Source organism: Enterobacter sp. AG326 (genome assembly GCF_004362415.1).
Classification (GTDB): Bacteria; Pseudomonadota; Gammaproteobacteria; order Enterobacterales; family Enterobacteriaceae; genus Enterobacter; species Enterobacter asburiae.
Genome location: NZ_SNXG01000012.1, coordinates 1 through 19154 on the forward strand (window position 1 = coordinate 1; position 19154 = coordinate 19154).

Here is a 19154-nt window from a genome sequence, read left to right on the forward strand (position 1 = left end):
CAATCTGTCCGAGAGAAAGTAATGCAATTAAAGAGAATAACTCAGATCGCTTATGAAAATGGTGATTATGGTGCAGACAAATGGTTGCAACACCACAAAAAAAATTTGGAAAGAATTAATAAACTATTGAATAATTGAAACAGGAGATGCATATGGCAAAACATTTAAACAGGAGTGAAATAAAGGCAATTAAACACATTATACTGACTTGGGACGGTAAAATCACATGGAGCGATTTATGTGAATCAGTTTATAAGAATCTAAACAGAACTATCACAAGGCAATCTCTAAGTGCTCATGATGAAGTTGTTGAAGCATATAGAACAAAGAAAAATTTGTCTAATTTGAAAAAATCTGGCCTTAAAAAGCCAGCTAACTTAACGATTGCGGCACAACAAATAATAAATCTTAAAGCCGAAAATGAAATGTTAAAAAAACAGAACAATAGATACAAAGAGCAGTTTAGCTATTGGCAGTATAATGCTTATAGACATGGTCTCACTATGGAACAATTGAATAGACCATTTAATAAAAAATAATAGTTGATAGGTTACACCTATTGACAAGTTAAATAAATACGATAAATATAAATATATGGTCAGGATGACTATTTCAATTATGCAAGGATGCATTTTATGGACAAAAACATCATCAATTCAGAGTTTACTCTGGAAGAGCAACTTATCATTATAATTGATAAATATATCTCAAAACGGTACCAGCCCGGAGATAAAAGTTTCTCATATCAACTTTACTTAATTTTTGTGGGATACCATTTAAAATATTTTTACCCTAAAAGGATTTATTCCAAATCCAATCGTAATATTGATAACATAATGACTATGTTTAGCTCGGTATACAAAAGTCTGACAAGCAATCTTCTACAACGATTAAATAACAAAGAAGGAGTTATTAGGGAACTAAACTCGCTTGTTAATTACATAGATAACAATCAAGAAAAAGCAGAGGAAATCTATGCTACTGTCAGAGCACAATATGAAATGAAAGTAATTGAGAAAGAGTTAACCCATGAAGTTCGCGTAAGAACCGTCAGGTTATAGGCAATAAAAAGCCCCTAAGCAGGGGCTAAAAGACTTCTTGATATAGGCTACTACTGAACTTCTTTCCAGACACCATCAGATTTGATTAGTTTTACTGGTTTTGTTTGTTTCATATTACTAATAGAGACATCGACAATGCAGTTATAAACATTGTTTGCTTCTTCTGTGCAACTAACTTTCTTCACGTAATCGATTCTTAAAAGATCTTTTTCTGTAACTCTTGAATCAAGAGCTTTCATACTTGTATTTGTTCTATCTACAACACTTTTGAAAACATTGTATATATCGTCTTGCGATGGTTCATTGTTACATGCGGTTAGAAGGAAGGTGGTAATGATAACTGTGATAATTGAGTATATTTTCATTTTCTTATCCAAAAAACAATTAATTAAGAATGCCAGTTTTGGTGTTGTTATTGTCAGTGGAGAACGTCCATTTGCTGACAATTTCGCCTTTAAAATCTATTTCAAGAGTTTTAGACTGAGTCTGCGAACCGCCAGTAAACAGCCCTACAACTGGAATGAAAGTTGTTGCATTGAACTGATTGTTATACATAAAGTATCTCCACTGCTCATTTCCGTCATCGAGTGTGGTTCTTGTATCAGGCTCACCTAATTTAGTGAGTAATTCCGTCTTGGTTGTTTTGTTTTTAATGATCTTTGATTGGAGGCTTTGAGGTGTTTCGTTTTTAAGGTTCTGGTTCCCTGATGTTGAACAGCCAGAAAGCAGGAAGACAATAATAAAAAAAGATGACTTTATAAATCGGTTCATTTACTTTCTCATTTTAGGTTTGCGGTTGTGTGAAATTAATTTCACCGTATAAAAACAACTCTGTCTGCATACGTTTTTTTAATTTTATAGATAAGAATAATGATGCTTACGAAAAACGTAATGACTGATACAAGAGTGCTGCCAGTCCACGAAAATGCTAACCACGCGAGACCAAATGCAACGAATTGAAACAGGAATGCCACACTGAGCGGGCTTTCACCGTAAGCGATCTTTGCATGGCAGCCTTTACAAATCCGCACACCGTGAGGACTTTGTGTAAAGCAGAACGGGCACTTTATTGTTTCGTTTTTCATAGCAACCCCAGGGTGGAAGATTTACTGCGTGTTTGTAGGGATTCTCGATGGCTGGCTGGTTAAAGTAAAATCACTTGTACCGATCGATGTTTGAATCGTGATAGGTAAAAACTATCATAACTAGTTTATCGATCTGTAATAACGATCAATTTATTGTTGACTTATCCTAAATTAACCACTGCCCAAACGATATTGCTGTCAGGGATAAGCGGTAAGCTGTTGTCTATAAATGAATTTTCCTTTCTTTATGTAGAAGTCGGGTTGCAGAGAGTTTTGAGAATCCAGGGAGGGGCTTGTGAAGAATGCTCTTACCATAGCTTCGGAGAAGCTCTGCAAGCCTTCTAAGAAATGGAAGCCAGCCGATAAGCCTGAGATGCTTTTGCTGTTGTACTGCGTTTTTTTGAAGAATCTTTTCTACTATTTCTTTTCTTCTGTCTTCTCTGAGTCGCAGTTCGAGTTCAGCAATTTTTTCACTTATGCTTTTCCTTGGAATATCCGTTGTTGCAACATCCTTTGCAGGAGCAGGAGCAGGAGCAGGAGCAGGAGCAGGAGCAGGAGCAGGAGCAGGAGCAGGAGCAGGAGCAGGAGCAGGAGCAGGAGCAGGAGCAGGGATAACTTCCTTTGTCGCTCGCAGAGCTTCTATGTGGTCGGGGGTGTAGTTAAGCCGATTACTGAGATTTGCCCAAGAGTAGCTTTTACCCAATTGCGAAGCTTTGAAAGCGATTCCTGCATATTCGAATGAAAAGCCGTTCATCTTACCTGTAGAGGCAACATTGGCCTTCCAGGATACTTCTGCTTCTTCCAATCGTTTTGTGAAAGTTAGAAGGTCAGGCTTACCGACTAAACTTTTATCAATAATTTGCTGTAAAGCTTCTTTTGGTGAATGCTCCCCAGTTCGTTCAGATAGCATTTTCTCATTACGGGACACTCTCTTCCGCTTCGGTTGTGCTTGCGAGGGGGGAGATGCAGTTTTTGTCACTGTCAGGCCATGAGCGATTTCGAGTTCACTAATGATCCGTGTGCTTATAAGGTTTTCGTTCCTCCCCAAGTAGAGCTTCCCACCGGCTATGTCGATCCTGCTGGCAATGATGTGTATATGCTGGCCAACGTCGTCATGAAGCACATAGCAACGGAGATGAGTATCACTGAACCCCATCCTCTTCATGTAGTCGTCAGCTATGGTTACCCATTGGTCATTCGATACTGATTCAGTATCAGGTAAGCGAAGCGAGTTGTGCCATACCGGTTTCTGAACATCGGGCCGAAGCTGTTTAGTGCCATCAAATTCAGTGATCAGTTTAGAGGCTGAATCACCTAACATGTTCCCGCCAATGACGATTGGATTACTTTTATGATGTGAACCTGGCTTCAATGCATATTGCACGACACCAGCGAAGCTTTTACCCCTTTTGATCTTCTGCATACCCTTCATAGGGTTTGCTCCATATGTCAGCATTTAGCAGGTGCTGGCGAAGCTCTTCCAGTTGTCGTTTCACTGCGAAAAGCTCTGTATGAGTAAGCTTGCTGTCTTTGCTCTTACCATCGATATGGATCGCAATTCGATTTAGCTTTTGCGATATGTCAGTTAAAGCTATCCAGGCTTTGGTATTAATAGCTGGTATAACTGGAGGCAATTTTTGAAGGGAAGCCATACGAAGCCACTCTCCTTTCGAATAATGCTCCCTCAATGTATTAAGCTTGGCCAATTCAGCATTGTTAAGACGAACACTAACACAATGAATTCGTAATTCCTGTGGTAGTAAGTTACACTTTGAGGTTGAATGTTTTGCATCCTTAGTGTTCAAAAACTGCGATTTTTTATTTGCCATATAAACTCCTTTTATATGTCATGCTTTAAAAGTAATTAACTAACTTTATCTCTTGTTATAGTAAATAATTATTAGTTGTCAATGTTAAGCGCGATTTAATATGTTTGCTTCTCTATTGGATAAGAATAGGCGACTAATTAAAAAAGAGGTTAATTAGTAAATATGATAAATCTAAATAATAAAAATTAAGATGAATATATCAATAAGCTGTATATATTAGTTTATTCATTAAAAAACAAGGGCCAAAAGGCCCATGTAAAATTAGTTCCATTCAAAGTGGAATACATACCCATTTAATGTTAAAAAAGTTAGTGCCAAGATTAAAGTTATGACCCCACCACTACCAAGAGCTTGAATACGGAATAAATTAGTTATTTTAAGACTTATAAACCAAAATCCAGACATGTTTTTGTTAGCTAAGGAGTATGATAATTCTCTGAATGCAGCGAAGATTATCAATATTATTGATGCACCAATCAAGATACTCGAAGATATCAACGACAAAGAAAGGTTTTTGCCATATTCGTTTAATCCGTTCCAAAAACCTGAAACCGATGTGGCTCGTTTTGATAAGTCGATGATTTCTAATGGAACATTTATATTCAAATCTTCATTTAATAAAAAAACAGAACCTCCAGCTAAGACTAAGAAAAAAAATCTGACAAAATCTGTCGTTTCAACCTCTTTTCTAAGAACTAAAGCTATAATTCCAATTATCGAGAAGACAGGAGAGAATAAAGCACCAGTTTTTAAAATGGAATAAATTTCTTGATAGTGTGTGAAAAATGACCAGATGACAAATCCTATTCCTATAGTTAAAATGACCGCTCCCGCCATAAAAGCACCTGCATCGCCATCACCATTAGAATTTTGCTTTGTATAATGATTGTTGATGGTTCGATTATTTATGACCTGGGTATTTTGAACATTATAACCACCACTGTTGCTCTGACTGACATTAGTATTTTCGGTATTGTTTTTGATATTAAAATCCGCAAATTTTCCCATTTTTTATTCCATGTCAAACGAAGGAGTAACAATTTTACATCGATTAAATAGTAGATCATAGAAATTTCGTATCGGCATACAAAAGTTCTCTTTTCATGTGGCAATTAATTACATCCTAATTAAATTAGGAGTTCGAAAGTTAAGGTTCCAGGTTTAAATCATTCTTTTTCAATCAAAGAGCAGAAAAAGCAAGGCAACTTAGAGAAGCGGAGCATCTCTGAGTTAGCTCTTGCTTAATTTAATGGGGTGTTGACAATAGATTAAAATAAGCTACTTATATATAAAACACGAGAGGGTTTATGATGAAAGAAAAAATTATAGCTTTATCAGCTTCATTAATATGTATTGTCTTTTTTTTATTTTTATCATTAATAATAAAAGAACCATGGGTTAAGGACGGGTTGTATTTCCTAACTCCGATCATGGTTCTAATGATTCCTATAATTTGCGTGCTAATTCTTAAAAATTATATGAAGCTAAAAAAACGTGAAATCAATAATTTTATTCGTTAGTAAAAATCTCAAAAAGAGCTATGGATGCCTTCAACGTCGCAGCTGTGGCTAAAATCATTAGCAGTAATGTACTATTTTTTAAAGCATCTATAATTTGATTCAATACTAAGCTATCATGATTCAGTTTAGAAGCAACTAACTTAATAGCACCAAGTCCAGCAGAAGAAAAAAGCAAAAAATCATTTGCACTTTTAAGCTTCTTTAAGCTTTTTTTGAAAAACATGCATAGGGATATTGAAATGATGAAAGGAAGAAAGAAAATCAAATAATTTAAGGGGCCAATCATTTCAGAAATAACATAGCAAAACAATATAGCATATATAAAGAAAAATATACCAATTATCACTTTCAAAAAGATGTCTACTTGATTCATATTCTTTCCTTTGTAGTAACCAGTGAGTTAATATTTCCTCACTGGTTATAATATTAAGCTGCTAATCCTTCATTGGGGCGATCTGAATCTTCTCTGCTATCTTTTTCAGCAGCATAAGTAGATTCACGAGATTTCGTTGACATACCTGAACCATAGATTCGTTGAGCTTCACTATTCTCAGGTTTCCATGCCCAGTTTGAAACATCAACTTTTTGTTCCGATTCCATTTTTTCAAGAAAATTTAAACCAAATACATTCATAGTTCACCTGCTATTTGAAGTTAACCAATTTGCAATGGACCCGGAAATATCCATGCCGGATAAATCTTCGATCCACAACCATTGACCAGCAGAATTCACCTCTAAGAACCACCAGTCATTATTTTCATCAACGATGAAATCTAAAGCCCCATATCGAAGGTTTAACTTGGACATTAAAGAATTTATTTTATCCTTCACCGAAGTGGGTGCGTCAATTTTCCAGTGCGGTGTATTAGGTATATCGTATCTACGCCAGTCTACTTTTGCCTTGTTTGAATGCTGAGAGTCTATAGCACAAGCAAAATGTTCATCTTCAATTACTGTGTATCTAACTTCGAATTTTTTATTAACATATTTTTGAAGAGTAATTGGGTTTTCTGAATCGTTTGCGAAACTATCTAATTGTTCTAAAGTGATTTTGTTTACATATAGACCTAATATCTCACCTGATTCAGAGACATACATATCTTGCGACATGAATTTAACAACCGAATCAGGATAAGTAGTTAAGAAATTATTGAGGTCTTCTTTGGAGTTTGAAGTTATAAATGCTGGATTATTGAACCCAACTTCATTAGCTATTTTATGTTGAAAATACTTGTTATCAGCGAGAGTTGCATCTCTTACATGATTAAACCAGCAACTTTCAGATAATGCATTATATAGGCCAAAAAGGCTTTTATTCCATTCAGATCGCCATAATCTCAAACCATTACTTTGATCTTGCTGTTGTTCAGAATTGACTTGAACAGATACCCGCCTTGGCCAAACACATTTTACGGATGAATTTTTGATTGTTTTTCCGTTCTGGGAGATAGTCCATTCAGAGCCATCAAAGCTAATTTTGGTATCTTTAAGGGCTTCTATATCTAAATTCAAACGGAAATAGTTATCACCGAGTTTCATCGAAACTACATCTGCATGAACATCGTTACTGTCAGTAAGTATCAAGATCATTGTTAGGATGTGTCTGAAATTTTTTGTTCATTTAATATCCGATAGTTATGTTGCATCGTCAATATTAATTTTTATCCAGTGTAATCTATTGATTTAAAAGTGTTTTAACCGTTATATTGGTTTTTATAATATAATTTCAATGTGGTATTATATCTTTTCTTTTAGTCATTTTTGTAAACTACATTGCTTTTACTTGACTTAACTAGACTTTTGAACTCGATGGCTTTGTGCTTCTGGTGGCTATGGAGTAATCTAATGTGTAGTAAAACTATGCTAAGGGCCCAATCGATTACTATGTATATCAATAAATTAGCTATTAGAAACTATAAAAACTTTCGAAGCTCAAATTTCTACTTTGTTAAAGGCTCAGTGAATACAATTATCGGTGAAAATGCTTCGGGAAAAACAAATTTATTTAATGCGATGAGATTAATTCTAGATGATTCTCTCCCAATGAATTCTAGGATTCTATCTAATGAGGACTTCTACCGTGGATTATCCGAACCCTTTGGTCATTGGATCATAATTACGCTATATTTTGATGATTTAAGTGAGTCGGAGGAAGAACAGGTCCTTGCCAACTATACAGTAAATGATGGTAATGATAAGTCTATAAAGGAAGGTAATTATACTTTTATATATCGACCTAAATTTCATATTCGACAAAAGCTGTATGAGTTAACATTAGAAGATGACAATGTGGAAGCAAGATCCGCTTCTTTTACTGAATTTGTATCTAACCATATTATTTCTAAAGAAACATATGAAGCAGTAGCTTTTGTTAGAACAAAGGTTGATTTGAATAATGACGAAATTTATAAACAAGTAGTTGGGGATTTTGATAGTTACTCCTTTTCAAACCCTAATGATGATGATGCTACTGTATTAGGTGTGAAGAAGCCACCTTACTTTGCCTTAGGCAGCGAAGTCGCTTGCACTTATGTCAAAGCACTCAGGAATGTAGTTGCAGATCTTAAATATTATAAAACGAATCCATTGTATAAATTACTTACTTTAAAAAGTAAACAAATTGATGATAGAAAAGATATTGTAGAAGATGTTAAAGAGATCAATGGTAAAATCTCTGCCATACCTGAAATTGAGCGATTGAGTAATAAGATATCTGCTTCATTACTTAATACAGTAGGTTCGACTTATTCTCCTAAAATATTAGTATCCTCACAGCTTCCAGAGGATTTCACAGAATTAATTCAATCACTTGGTTTAGTGGTTGAAGATTCTCTGGATTATAATGGCTCAGGAAAGATTGATGATCTGAGTCTTGGTGGAGCAAACTTAATCTATCTTGCTTTAAAGTTATATGAATACGAAGAAATAAGGGATAGTGAAGAGCATATTACTCACTTCTTGTTAATTGAAGAGCCCGAAGCACATATTCATAATCATATCCAAAAAACCCTTTTCGATAACTTCAATTTTAAAAATACGCAAGTGTTTGTTTCTACACATTCAACACAAATTAGCTCTGTATCAAAAATATCATCAATGAATATATTATCTCGCCAAAATGGATTCACTGATGTATATCATCCATCGTTTGGTTTGACGCCGAAAGAAATTTCTTCCGTAGAGCGATATCTTGATGCAATTCGTAGTGACCTTTTGTTTGCTAAAAGTGTCATTTTGGTAGAAGGCGATGCAGAACTTATTTTAATACCAGCAATGGTAAAAGAAACTTTAGGAATTAGTTTAGATGAGTTGGGCATAAGTCTTATAAAAGTAGATGGCACTGTTTTTAAACATATTTCTAACCTTTTCCATGAAAAACGGCTGAAAAGAAAATGTGCAATTCTCACGGATCTTGATTCGGCCTATGTAAAAGTAGCTGATGATATTTTTAATGCGGATTTTGTCGAATCTCTGGTAGATGCCGAAGATGATGGGTTACGAAGAAAAGAAGAGTTAGATAAATATATTGAAGGTAATGAGTTTATTACGGTTTATTACGCAGAAAATACTTTCGAAACTGAGCTTGTTCGCTACGATGAAAACAATAACTTGTTTTTAGAGGTTATGAAAACAGAGTATAAAAAAGAAGCGTATTTTAAAAAGGCTGAATCAGATGTAAAATCATCTGATCTCAGAGTTCGATATAAAAGAGTATTAAAGTTTGCAAAGAAAATAGGGAAGGGATGGTTGGCTACTGAAATGGTAGAACATCTTAGTGTTAATAATCGTGTTCCTGATTATATTTTACAGGCCATTCAATTTGTTCTTCGGGATAGAAATGTCGAGCATATATATCAAAAAATGCTTGACTACAATATGTCTTTAATGGGGGTTAAAGCATTTGACTGTATAAATGCCGAAAAAGATTTTTCTAGTAAAATGATAGAATATAAGAAACACTTCAATGACAGTTTTGTAAGATTGTTGGAGTTATAGTTTATGCCATATAGAAATTTAACTTCTGAGCAAATGGATGCCGTTAAATTCAACGGGAATTTATTATTAACGGCATGTCCAGGGTCGGGTAAAACAAAAACATTGGTTTCTAAACTTTGTTTCATTTTAGAAAATAAAGAACTATTTTGTATAGGAAAAAAGAAGATAATTGCTCTTACATATACAAATATAGCAGCCGATACGATTCTTGAACGGATTATGTCATTCGGCATAAGTAGTGAATCGTTATGGATTGGAACAATACACAGTTTTTGTTTGAATTGGATTATAAAACCTAATGTAGATAAGATACCAAGACTTTGCCGAGGATTTAGTGTAATTGATGAACATGAAAAGGAATTTCTCATAAATGAATTAAAAGAAAAACATGGCCTATCTGCAAATGATAAAATTTTTACTAATTTAGATTTTAACCTTGGTCAATTTTATTCCCGTGGGACCAAAGAATATTTGATTGTAAAAGAATATCATAATCATTTGTATGAGAAAAAATTAATCGATTTTGATTTGATATTAAATCTGACTTGTCGAGTGTTGACAAAATACAATGCACTTTGTGAAAGATTGTCTTTACTTTTAAGGTGTATTTTAGTCGATGAGTATCAAGATACATCTCTTATACAATATGAGATACTCAGACAAATTGTATTAAAGAAAAATACAATGATTACTTTTATTGGGGATAAAGAGCAAGCTATATACACTGGTTTGGGGGCTGTCGTAAAGAATAGAGATGAATTAATTGATTGTTTCCAACTTGATAATCTAACCGAGATGAAATTAACGGGGTGTTTCCGTAGTAGCCAATCTATTGTTGATTTTTATAGTAAATACAAAGACGAAGATTATGAGATTAATTCACTTTCAGATAATAAGGATTTCAACTCAGTAATTTTTAAAGAAAGCGAGGTAGATGTTACTCAACTGCCGATTTATGTATCAGGTATTATTAGAACTCATTTGGCTCAGGGAATGCTTCCAAATGAAATTGCTATTCTGTGTCCTGGTTGGTTTGATGTGATAAAACTTTCAAATGATATTGTTACTCTTAATCCGGATATAGAAATTGATGGAGTCATGATCTCTCCTATACCTAAAAACAATGAGAATCTTTGGCTTGCTTTAGTTAAACTATTTTTAATTAGGAGAGTCCCCTCTAATTTTAATACTAGACAGAAGCTATTGCGGGATTTCCTTCAAGAGTTAAATGTTGCTGCACCCTATACTGAATCGTTGTCTCCTAAAAAAATATTGAAGATTATTAATAAAATATCATTATCTGTGGATTATAATTGTGAAATTGATGTTTGGTTGAGAGAGGTTATAACGAGATTTTGCCATTCTATTAATTTGAGCATAAGTAATGATAGCTACTATTATCAAGAAATGGAACTTTTGATTAATGCCACATTGAAAAGAATGTTAAAGTATAATATGGCTTATAAAGCAAATGAATTACATTTGTTTTTCAATTTTAGAAGCGGTGTTAAAATCACAACTTGTCATTCGACAAAAGGTGATGAGTATGAAGTGGTCATTTGCACTGGATTACTAAATGGAAAAATACCTAATTGGAATGATATTATAGATTGTAGCTCAGAGCATCAAAATTATGTTGCCCGTAGACTTTTATATGTTGTTTCTTCGCGTGCAAAGAAACATTTATATATGATATCAGAGAGAGGTTACAAGACAAAAAGGGGATATCCATATCAGACAACCCCACAGCTTTGATCTCGCATTTCTTGTATTGTTTGCCAGTTCATACAGAAAATCGCTTTTGTTCGTTACTGCCTATGTATCTTGGTTCAGAAGCAAGTGAAATAAAAATAGAAAGTTATGTCTTGGGAGGGAATAAGGGGCTGGAAAATTTAACCCCTTATAGAGTTGTTATGCCGCAATAGCTTTAAATTTTTGAGCAATGACATAATCACTCCACCACTGCATGAGAACCATTCGTTCTGCGAGATATTCGGCACGATTGTAGGCTGCAATTATTTCATCTTTCTTCTAGTGGGCAAGGGCCGCTTCTAAGACATCTGTCCTGAACTTACAAGATTCCTCTGTGGCCGTTCACGCAATAGATCTCATTTTGTTAACCATAAGTTCACCTCCTTAACCCGTTCGAATGATTACGGCTTATACTGCCTACTTATGCTAATATCTAAGAGAAACCTTTGTGATTGTGTAAGTATACTTCGGCTATATAAAACCATAACCATAACCATAACCATAACCATAACTATGACTGGCTGTTTTCAGCAAGAGTCTTATCATCTAAAGAATTTATTTTCGAAATTCTTTTTAACTCATTAAGATAATCAACCTCGTTTTCCAAGAACCAATGAAGAACTTTAGAGTTACCAAGTAATTTAATAATATATGACTGGATTATAACGAATTTCAACATATCTGAACCATACTCGGTTTGAAGCTTTTTTGTTTCTTCCGAAGTTGTTGCCATTTCCTGTTCCAAACGAAGTATGGTTTTTTTTATGTCCTTTTTATAGGGAGTGTTTTTCCCTTTATTTATTATCATCGATGCCGGTGTTGCATCCAAGATGCTCATTGCAAATTTTTTACTATAATTATCAAAATTAATCATTGTACCGACTGCTTCAATTTGACGAATTGGTTTCATTTTCCTCAAAACATCAAATGTAGCCTTAGGTATAGGTTTATCAGAAAGTTTCGCAATCACACTTGGATCTATACCGTTCATCACATTAGCTTTATCTTTTATAGCATCAATAGATATGCCCAAAGCAGCACTAAGTTTTTCAATTGAAACTTTTGCCAAGGACTTGATTATCATTCTATGTTCTTCAACTACATTTATATGATTGACTTGTTTGTTAGGAGTGAACGCATCATCTATGCTCGAAAGTATACATGGAGCTTTTTCTATGCCTAAATCTTTTAAAGCCTCAACCCTCAAATGGCCATCGAGTATCTTAATGGCATCTTTATCTTTGTCATAGAACACTATTATGGGTTCAATAATACCTAAGCTTTCAATTGAGGTAACTATTTGATGATATTTATGACTTAGCTTTACATTTTCTAACAATTCCTTAGAGGGAATTAACTTGTTAGTTTCTAAATAAATAAAATTGTCGCCAAAACGTATCTGAATCATTTTGATGCCTCTTTGTTTATTGGATTGAGGATCTGAGATGGCAGTTCTGATAGATTCTCTTGTTCAAGTATATTTTGAAAGCTTTTATTCATCATTATGATGTTAAAAATCTCATTTACTATCAGCAAATTAGTTTTAATAAATTTAGAGTTGTTATAAACAGATTTATGTTCAGCGATACTATTTTCATAAAGCTCAATTAACTCCTCAGCAGTCATTCTTTTTGATGGTTTGTGATAATAAAACCCGGCTGCTTTTGCACCTTTATTCCCAATTGTTCGCTGATTTAGAATGTGTTTTATCTTTATAATGTCTCGGCTTTTTATTAATTTTTTATCATATGCTTCGGTAAGAATATCTTGTGCTTCTTCAGTTTCACATCTTGCAAATTGCACTGCGAGATACAGAGGCAAATTCCCCCGTTCGACTGCAGAGAGAAGTTTATGCTCTCCCTTATCAAGAAGCATATTTATACTGCTCACCCAGTTCGATGAATACCCAGTAATCTCACTTATTTCGGAGTCTGAAAGTCCTCTGTTTTTCATATCTTTTATTATCTGTAATAACTCATTGGAACGTGGTCTCCTCCTTGCAATGTTTTCAACCAAACTCATAACATAAGCATCTTCTTCTGATACATCTCTTATAATTGCAGGAATAATGGTCTCACCTAATGCAACGAGAGCCTCTATTCTCCCTTGGCCACAAATTAAAGCATATTTGAAGTCGTCTTCATCAATCGCTCTTACGCTTATAGGCTTGCTTAATCCTCTTTTTTTTATACTTTCCTTAATTTCTTCATGCACTACCTTATTTCTAGTTCGCGGGTTAAGAAATTTTATTTTGGCAATTTCAATTTGGATTATTGGGAATTCATTTGATTCAGGCAGCATATAGTTCCCTCACTTTCATGCGAGTAATAATTTGTAGAAGTTTATCCAGATTATCAAATCTATACAGATCTAATCGAATGTTGTTTGTTTCCGTCATACACATTTTACTATATTCGTTTTCAATCTTTGGTATGATATAAAAATCAAGTGGTGAAATATTTTGTGAATCCATTCGTATAACAATTGTTATGTCTGCTTTCTGTGAGTTATCAAACCGGACTTTCCATCTAAGTTTACCCGATTTCATATGTGTGCATTTAGTAATAAGGACGGAAATTAAAAGCTCATCATTGATGTAAAGCATTGGTGCATATTTATATTCGTCTATATGGCAGTTGCTTTTTAAAATTTCTCCCTTAAAATCCTCAATTATGCCTGAGTAAAATGATCTTAGTGCTTCATTTATTTGGATATAGCTGTAATCATGTTCTGGCTTATAACCAATCAACGTATATGCTCTTAAAAGACCACCAAATCGGGTTCTGTAAACAGAAGATGAAGGGCCTGTATCATCTTCATCAATGATAAAGCCAGATAGTTTTCCATTAGATTCTAATTTTTGTTTTAGCTTTTCTAAAAGCTCTTCATTAGTCAAATGTACGGATCGGAGCTGAATTATTTCTTGAGCTTTATTATATTTTTTCTTTGAAATAATGGGTTTATATGCCTTGTCGCATCTAACCCATTCATTTTTGGGGTTTTTTACAAGCCTACTTTTTAGTTTAGATGAGGTTTTGTTATATATGTTATTTCCAATATATTTTTCATTTGTCAAGATTTGATGTATTTTTGCACGAGTCCATAATGTTCCATTTTCTGCAGGTATATTCTGTTCATTTAGTCTCTCAGCAATAATGAATTCTGGCATGTTATCATCTATAAAGAGATCATAGATGCTATTTACAATTTTTATCTCATTTTTTGGTCCCGGAATTAATATCACCCTATCTGTTTGAATACTCTTTCTTTTGCGAAAGCCCAATATTTCTTTAGCTATGCCATTTTCATCTACTAAAAGACGTCTCAGCCCATAACCAGCCATTCCGCCTTGATGATAACCAAGCTTTATTAAATTTACTTGGCCTATAAATACCTTTTCTGATAAATTCCTGCTGTGATATGCGGCACTAGATCTTTTTATATTCAGTATAACAGAAGACTCTAAAGGGAAATCTTTAGTGGGAATAGGTTCAGAACAGTATATAAGATCTACACCGTTTCTCTCAAATAGAAAGGAATAATATGCAGCTTCATCACTATTTTGAAAACGACCAAAACGGCTCACATCATAAAATAATACAGCCTGTATATCTATTTTCTTTTGTTCTACATCACTAAGTAACTGCTGCAAAGAATGCCGGCCTATGATACTGACTCCGCTCTTACCTGCATCATCGTAGGTATAAGCGATTTCCATATTGTTCTTTTCAGCATAATCTTTGATATATTCGGACTGATTATGTAAAGAATATTGCTGATGGTCGGTAGACATCCTCAAGTACTGTGCGACCCTAACTTTATGATTTTTATCATTTTCGCTAGCCATGCACGAAACCTCATGGATGATTCAATACAATGTAGAGGATAAAATTGATCAATTTTTAACCAAATTCAACTGTTTTATCATTGATTAGAGCGAATTTAGTAAATCTTCAAGGTGTATGATAATCGAGAAGAGATGTGAATTATTTAGCTGATATGACCGACAGCTTTCGTTATGTGGCCTCAAGGTATCGATTCGTAAATGGCTATGCTTAGTCCACATAGGTTAATAGTATGATTATTAATTCTTTAACTAAATCAAGATAGTTAACCCATCATGGAAGAGTTATGCGGCAATAATTTTGTATTTTTGAGACGAAACAAAGTCACTCCACCACTGCATGAGAACCACCCGTTCTGTGAGATACTCTGCACGATTGTAGGCTGCAATTATTTCATCTTTCTTCGAGTGGGCAAGGGCGGCTTCTAAGACATCAGTCCTAAATTTGCCAGACTCCTCCGCAGCCGTTCTGGCGATTGATCGCATACCGTGAGCTACAAGCTCACCTCCGAAACCCATACGGATTATGGCCGCATTAGCTGTTTGTTCATGCATGTGATTGAGTGGAGCTTTGATACTGGGGAAAACCCACTCTCTATGCCCACTGATGGCTTTCATTAAATCCAAAACTCGCAAAGCTTCTTTGCTCAGTGGAACTTTGTGAGGCTTCTTCATTTTCATAAACTCCGCCGGGATGTTCCACATGCCAGTATCAATATCAATATCTGACCATCTTGTGCGAACAGCTTCACCTGGGCGAACCCATGTGAGAAGTTGCCACTCAATCAGTAGCCTTGTTTCCAAACGGATAGAAGCATTGTTTAGAGCAACCAGGAAGCGAGGGAGTTCGGAAGGGGGTAATGCTGGCATATTCTGTTTTTTTGGCTTGCTGAACCGTTGCCCCAGATTGTCTGCCGGGTTGAATTCTATGAGTTCTTCTGTTGCTGCATAGCGGAAAATTTCATTCAGGCGGGATATGATGCGGCGAAGTGTTTCAAGGACACCTCGTTTTTCTATAGGTTCTAAATGCTGTTTAAGCATTTTAGGGCGAATCTCCTTAATGGGGGTATCACCCAATGTGGGAAAGATATTTCTCTCTAGGCTTCGCCAGATGTCGTTAGCATGATCTTGGGAGATGCCTGACGTTTTGACTTTCTCATCAAGCCACTTCTTGGCTACTGCTTGAAATGTATGTTCCGTGGCATCTTTCAGTGCATTGGTTTTTTGGGTGTTATGAACTTGGGGGTCTATACCATTTGCAAGCAACGACAAGTATTCATCACGTAAAGCTCGTGCCTTCGCAAGTGTAAGGTGAGGATAGGTTCCTAAGCTCACCTTAGTTCGCTTTTTGGTCACAGGCACTGCATATCTGAAATACCAATTTTTCTTCCCTCCCTTCGCCAAGGGAGCGATTCGCAACAGCAAACCATCGCCGTCAAAAAGGTTAACCTCTTTCTCGGCAGGTTTGGTGCTTTTGATTTCAGTGTCAGTGAGTTTCTTAGCGATTTTGGCCATGTTTGGGACCCTCAATTTTAGGACCCTTTTTCGTGGGTCCCATTCAGGGTGCCATAACTCGAAGTTCTCAGCAATTCTCACTAGACTACAATAGACGTAAAAAAGCCCGCAGAGCTTGTGCTGTGCGGGCTTAGTAGACTTTACTGAACTTCAGTACATCAATATTTGGTGGAGCTGGCGGGAGTTGAACCCGCGTCCGAAATTTCTACATCCTCGGTACTACATGCTTAGTTTGTCTTTACATTCGCACGCCAGCTGCGGACAGACACGCCACTAACGAACTAGCCTGATTAGTTTTAACGCTTCAACCCCAGGCAGGGCTTCCACGCGATCTCTTTTGGGTTTGACCTCTCTTTGATCCCCGTCTTAAGAGCGGAAGCTAGGGAGAGAGGGCTCAGAGCAGGTTATTAAGCTGCTAAAGCGTAGTTTTCGTCGTTTGCGACTATTTTTTTGCGGCTTTTAACGAGGCAAACCGCCCCTCGGCATGCACCTTGGGTTTCGCAAATCCCGTCGAATCCAGAATCAGCCCCAATAGTGTTGAACTGAGTATACCAGATTTCACTTCCTGGATACCAGCCCGGAACGTTAACTTATTGAATAGTACAATAAGTGTGCAGAATCAACGTCCTGCGTTTTTCATAATGCGCGCTTTGTCCAACTGCCACTCGCGCTCTTTCAGGTCAGTACGTTTGTCGTGCTGTTTTTTACCTTTCGCGACGCCAACTTTCACTTTGCACCAGGCGTTTTTCCAGTACAGCGACAGGGCGACCACGGTGAAACCTTCACGGTTGATTCGTCCGTAGAGGGACTCCAGTTCACGCTTGTTCAGCAGCAGTTTGCGGGTGCGCGTTGGGTCACACACGTAGTGTGAGGAGGCGACGGTCAGCGGCGTAAAGTTCGCGCCGAACAGGAAGGCTTCGCCATCTTTCAGGATCACGTAGCTATCGCCGATGTTGGCTTTCCCGGCGCGAAGCGATTTTACTTCCCAGCCCTGCAACGCAAGGCCAGCTTCGAATTCTTCTTCAATGAAATACTCGTGGCGAGCACGCTTGTTGAGCGCAATGGTCGCCGAGCCTGGTTTATGTGCTTTTTTCTTCGTCATAAGTGTCGTAAAGCCGTCGGTAATCTGATTTCAAAAAGTCACCTCATTGCGTCCTGTGAGGTCTAACGCGCTATCTTAGCACGAGATGAGGCTTAGCGTTTTTTTAACAGGTGATAAATGTTATTATTTGTCCGTTGTGTGACCATGGGAAATGCTATGCCTCAGATTAGCCGTACTGCGCTTGTGCCTTACAGCGCGGAACAAATGTATCAGTTAGTGAACGATGTTCAGTCTTATCCAGAATTTATTCCGGGATGCACCGGGAGCCGCGTTCTGGAGTCCGGCCCGACGCAGATGACCGCGGCGGTGGATGTCTCCAAAGCGGGGATCAGCAAGACGTTCACCACCCGCAATACGCTGACCAGCAATCAGAGTATTTTGATGCATCTGGTGGATGGTCCGTTTAAAACCCTGATGGGGGGCTGGAAGTTTACGCCGCTGAGCGCTGACGCCTGTCGCATCGAGTTCCAGCTGGACTTTGAATTTACCAATAAGCTGATTGAGCTGGCGTTTGGCCGCATCTTTAAAGAACTGGCTTCGAATATGGTTCAGGCGTTCACCACCCGCGCCAAAGAGGTTTACAGTGTCGCATAAGATTGCTGTAGAAGTAGTGTACGCGCTGCCGGAGAAGCAGTATCTGCAGCGCGTGACGCTGGAAGAGGGTGCAACCGTTGAGGCAGCTATCCGCGCTTCCGGCATCCTCGAACTTCGCAGCGATATCGACCTGGCGAAAAATAAGGTCGGGATTTATAGCCGTCCGGTGAAGCTGGGTGATGTGGTGAAAGAGGGCGACCGGGTGGAGATTTATCGTCCGCTGATTGCCGACCCGAAAGAGCTGCGTCGTCAGCGTGCGGAGAAAGCGGGTAAGTAGCGTGTTTTCCCCTCACCCTGACCCTCTCCCCAAAGGGGCGAGGGGATAAAAGAAAAACAAAAAAGGTGCTCAATGAGCACCTTTTTTGTTTTTCTGACTTCTGATTATTTGGTCAGGGCAGGCTTGTTGTCGATGTTGGTCAACACACCGGCGCTGCTGAAGGTCAGCGTCAGGGTCTGCTGGGTCGCATCTTCGTGGCCCGGCTTCTGACGGAATACATAGAACCAGGTGTTAGTGCCGAACGGATCGGACATCATCGGGGTTCCCAGTGTATAAGCGACCTGCTGTTGTGTCATCCCCACACGGATTTTGGACACATCGTTAGGGGTAAGGTAGTTCCCCTGGTTGATGTCAGGACGGTAAACCACTTTCTCCAGAGTGGAACAGCCTGCGGTCAACATCAGAAGAACCGCTGCGGCAGCGGTCAGCATTTTACAACGCATAGTGATTTGATTCCTTTTCGGGCCCGAGCAGAACGCGGCTCATATGTAATATGCCGATGATAATAGACCTTGCCCCACTTTGAAACCGGTCTGGCGGCGTTTTTGTTGTTCTGTATGACCCTGAGATCCCGAAAAA

The 19154-nt window shown here is 37.2% G+C and carries 21 protein-coding genes, 1 other RNA gene and 1 pseudogene; 6 read left to right on the forward strand and 17 right to left on the reverse strand.

All coding sequences use genetic code 11. The features are described from left to right. The first annotated feature begins 152 nt into the window (after positions 1-152). The gene (locus tag DFO52_RS21575; protein ID WP_001062150.1) at positions 153-539 is read left to right on the forward strand and encodes a hypothetical protein; all 387 of its coding nucleotides are present in this window, start codon (positions 153-155) and stop codon (positions 537-539) included. A 96-nt stretch (positions 540-635) separates the two neighbouring features. Next, positions 636-1061: a hypothetical protein gene (locus DFO52_RS21580; RefSeq protein WP_000360018.1), complete on the forward strand. Its 426-nt coding sequence runs from the start codon at positions 636-638 to the stop codon at positions 1059-1061. 50 nt (positions 1062-1111) lie between these two features. Here the strand turns inward: DFO52_RS21580 and DFO52_RS23345 are convergent, their stop codons facing one another. From DFO52_RS23345 to DFO52_RS21625, 9 genes are all read right to left on the reverse strand, one after another. After that, positions 1112-1426: a cell wall-binding protein gene (locus DFO52_RS23345; RefSeq protein ID WP_088168981.1), complete on the reverse strand. Its 315-nt coding sequence runs from the start codon at positions 1424-1426 to the stop codon at positions 1112-1114. 19 nt (positions 1427-1445) lie between these two features. Next, a complete protein-coding gene (locus DFO52_RS21590) occupies positions 1446-1832 on the reverse strand; it encodes a hypothetical protein (protein ID WP_080176811.1) in 387 nt (128 codons plus the stop codon). 41 nt (positions 1833-1873) lie between these two features. After that, a complete protein-coding gene (locus tag DFO52_RS23350; protein ID WP_000787429.1) occupies positions 1874-2146 on the reverse strand; it encodes a hypothetical protein in 273 nt (90 codons plus the stop codon). 223 nt (positions 2147-2369) lie between these two features. Continuing rightward, positions 2370-3578 (reverse strand): relaxase/mobilization nuclease domain-containing protein, encoded by a 1209-nt coding sequence (locus DFO52_RS21600; RefSeq protein ID WP_130715457.1) that lies wholly within the window; start codon positions 3576-3578, stop codon positions 2370-2372. Beyond that, positions 3547-3975, reverse strand: coding sequence for a hypothetical protein (locus DFO52_RS21605; RefSeq protein WP_045783712.1), 429 nt, complete (start codon positions 3973-3975; stop codon positions 3547-3549). The genes DFO52_RS21600 and DFO52_RS21605 overlap by 32 nt, the downstream gene beginning before the upstream one ends. A 261-nt stretch (positions 3976-4236) precedes the next feature. Next, positions 4237-4983: a DUF2157 domain-containing protein gene (locus DFO52_RS23145; protein ID WP_153908493.1), complete on the reverse strand. Its 747-nt coding sequence runs from the start codon at positions 4981-4983 to the stop codon at positions 4237-4239. Between the two features lie 501 nt (positions 4984-5484). Then, the gene (locus DFO52_RS21615) at positions 5485-5868 is read right to left on the reverse strand and encodes a hypothetical protein (protein ID WP_087449616.1); all 384 of its coding nucleotides are present in this window, start codon (positions 5866-5868) and stop codon (positions 5485-5487) included. A 53-nt stretch (positions 5869-5921) separates the two neighbouring features. Next, a complete protein-coding gene (locus DFO52_RS21620; RefSeq protein WP_047685188.1) occupies positions 5922-6128 on the reverse strand; it encodes a hypothetical protein in 207 nt (68 codons plus the stop codon). A 3-nt stretch (positions 6129-6131) separates the two neighbouring features. Then, a complete protein-coding gene (locus DFO52_RS21625; RefSeq protein WP_130715458.1) occupies positions 6132-7034 on the reverse strand; it encodes a hypothetical protein in 903 nt (300 codons plus the stop codon). Positions 7035-7340: 306 nt separating this feature from the next. On the opposite strand from DFO52_RS21625, the gene DFO52_RS21630 reads away from it, so the two are divergent. Beyond that, positions 7341-9491: an AAA family ATPase gene (locus DFO52_RS21630; protein ID WP_226852669.1), complete on the forward strand. Its 2151-nt coding sequence runs from the start codon at positions 7341-7343 to the stop codon at positions 9489-9491. Between the two features lie 3 nt (positions 9492-9494). After that, positions 9495-11246 (forward strand): ATP-dependent helicase, encoded by a 1752-nt coding sequence (locus tag DFO52_RS21635; protein WP_230326201.1) that lies wholly within the window; start codon positions 9495-9497, stop codon positions 11244-11246. Positions 11247-11402: 156 nt separating this feature from the next. Here DFO52_RS21635 and DFO52_RS21640 read toward each other — a convergent pair. The 7 genes and pseudogenes from DFO52_RS21640 to smpB form a co-directional block, all read right to left on the reverse strand. Next, positions 11403-11651: pseudogene (locus DFO52_RS21640) on the reverse strand (integrase); the annotation flags it as partial. Positions 11652-11754: 103 nt separating this feature from the next. Beyond that, the gene (locus tag DFO52_RS21645) at positions 11755-12651 is read right to left on the reverse strand and encodes a plasmid partitioning protein RepB C-terminal domain-containing protein (protein ID WP_032303606.1); all 897 of its coding nucleotides are present in this window, start codon (positions 12649-12651) and stop codon (positions 11755-11757) included. Continuing rightward, positions 12648-13544 carry a ParB/RepB/Spo0J family partition protein gene (locus DFO52_RS21650; RefSeq protein WP_000936491.1) on the reverse strand — a complete coding sequence of 299 codons (897 nt, stop codon included), beginning with the start codon at positions 13542-13544 and terminating at the stop codon, positions 12648-12650. Before DFO52_RS21650 ends, DFO52_RS21645 begins: the two co-directional genes overlap by 4 nt. After that, positions 13534-15090 carry a recombinase family protein gene (locus DFO52_RS21655; protein WP_087450301.1) on the reverse strand — a complete coding sequence of 519 codons (1557 nt, stop codon included), beginning with the start codon at positions 15088-15090 and terminating at the stop codon, positions 13534-13536. The genes DFO52_RS21650 and DFO52_RS21655 overlap by 11 nt, the downstream gene beginning before the upstream one ends. A gap of 282 nt (positions 15091-15372) precedes the next feature. Beyond that, positions 15373-16602: an integrase domain-containing protein gene (locus tag DFO52_RS21660; RefSeq protein ID WP_087450302.1), complete on the reverse strand. Its 1230-nt coding sequence runs from the start codon at positions 16600-16602 to the stop codon at positions 15373-15375. Between the two features lie 166 nt (positions 16603-16768). Further along, positions 16769-17132, reverse strand: a transfer-messenger RNA (tmRNA) gene (gene ssrA / locus DFO52_RS21665). Between the two features lie 89 nt (positions 17133-17221). Then, positions 17222-17704, reverse strand: coding sequence for an SsrA-binding protein SmpB (smpB, locus tag DFO52_RS21670; RefSeq protein WP_008502505.1), 483 nt, complete (start codon positions 17702-17704; stop codon positions 17222-17224). Positions 17705-17860: 156 nt separating this feature from the next. Here smpB and DFO52_RS21675 point away from each other — a divergent pair, with 156 nt between their 5' ends. Together DFO52_RS21675 and DFO52_RS21680 are read left to right on the forward strand one after the other, a co-directional pair. Then, on the forward strand, positions 17861-18298 hold the full coding sequence (locus tag DFO52_RS21675; RefSeq protein WP_024908332.1) for a type II toxin-antitoxin system RatA family toxin: 438 nt from the start codon (positions 17861-17863) through the stop codon (positions 18296-18298). Continuing rightward, on the forward strand, positions 18288-18575 hold the full coding sequence (locus tag DFO52_RS21680) for an RnfH family protein (RefSeq protein WP_039263456.1): 288 nt from the start codon (positions 18288-18290) through the stop codon (positions 18573-18575). The genes DFO52_RS21675 and DFO52_RS21680 overlap by 11 nt, the downstream gene beginning before the upstream one ends. 104 nt (positions 18576-18679) lie before the next feature. On the opposite strand, the gene bamE is transcribed toward DFO52_RS21680, so the two are convergent. Then, positions 18680-19018, reverse strand: coding sequence for an outer membrane protein assembly factor BamE (gene bamE / locus DFO52_RS21685; RefSeq protein WP_023308883.1), 339 nt, complete (start codon positions 19016-19018; stop codon positions 18680-18682). Positions 19019-19154 lie beyond the last annotated feature (136 nt).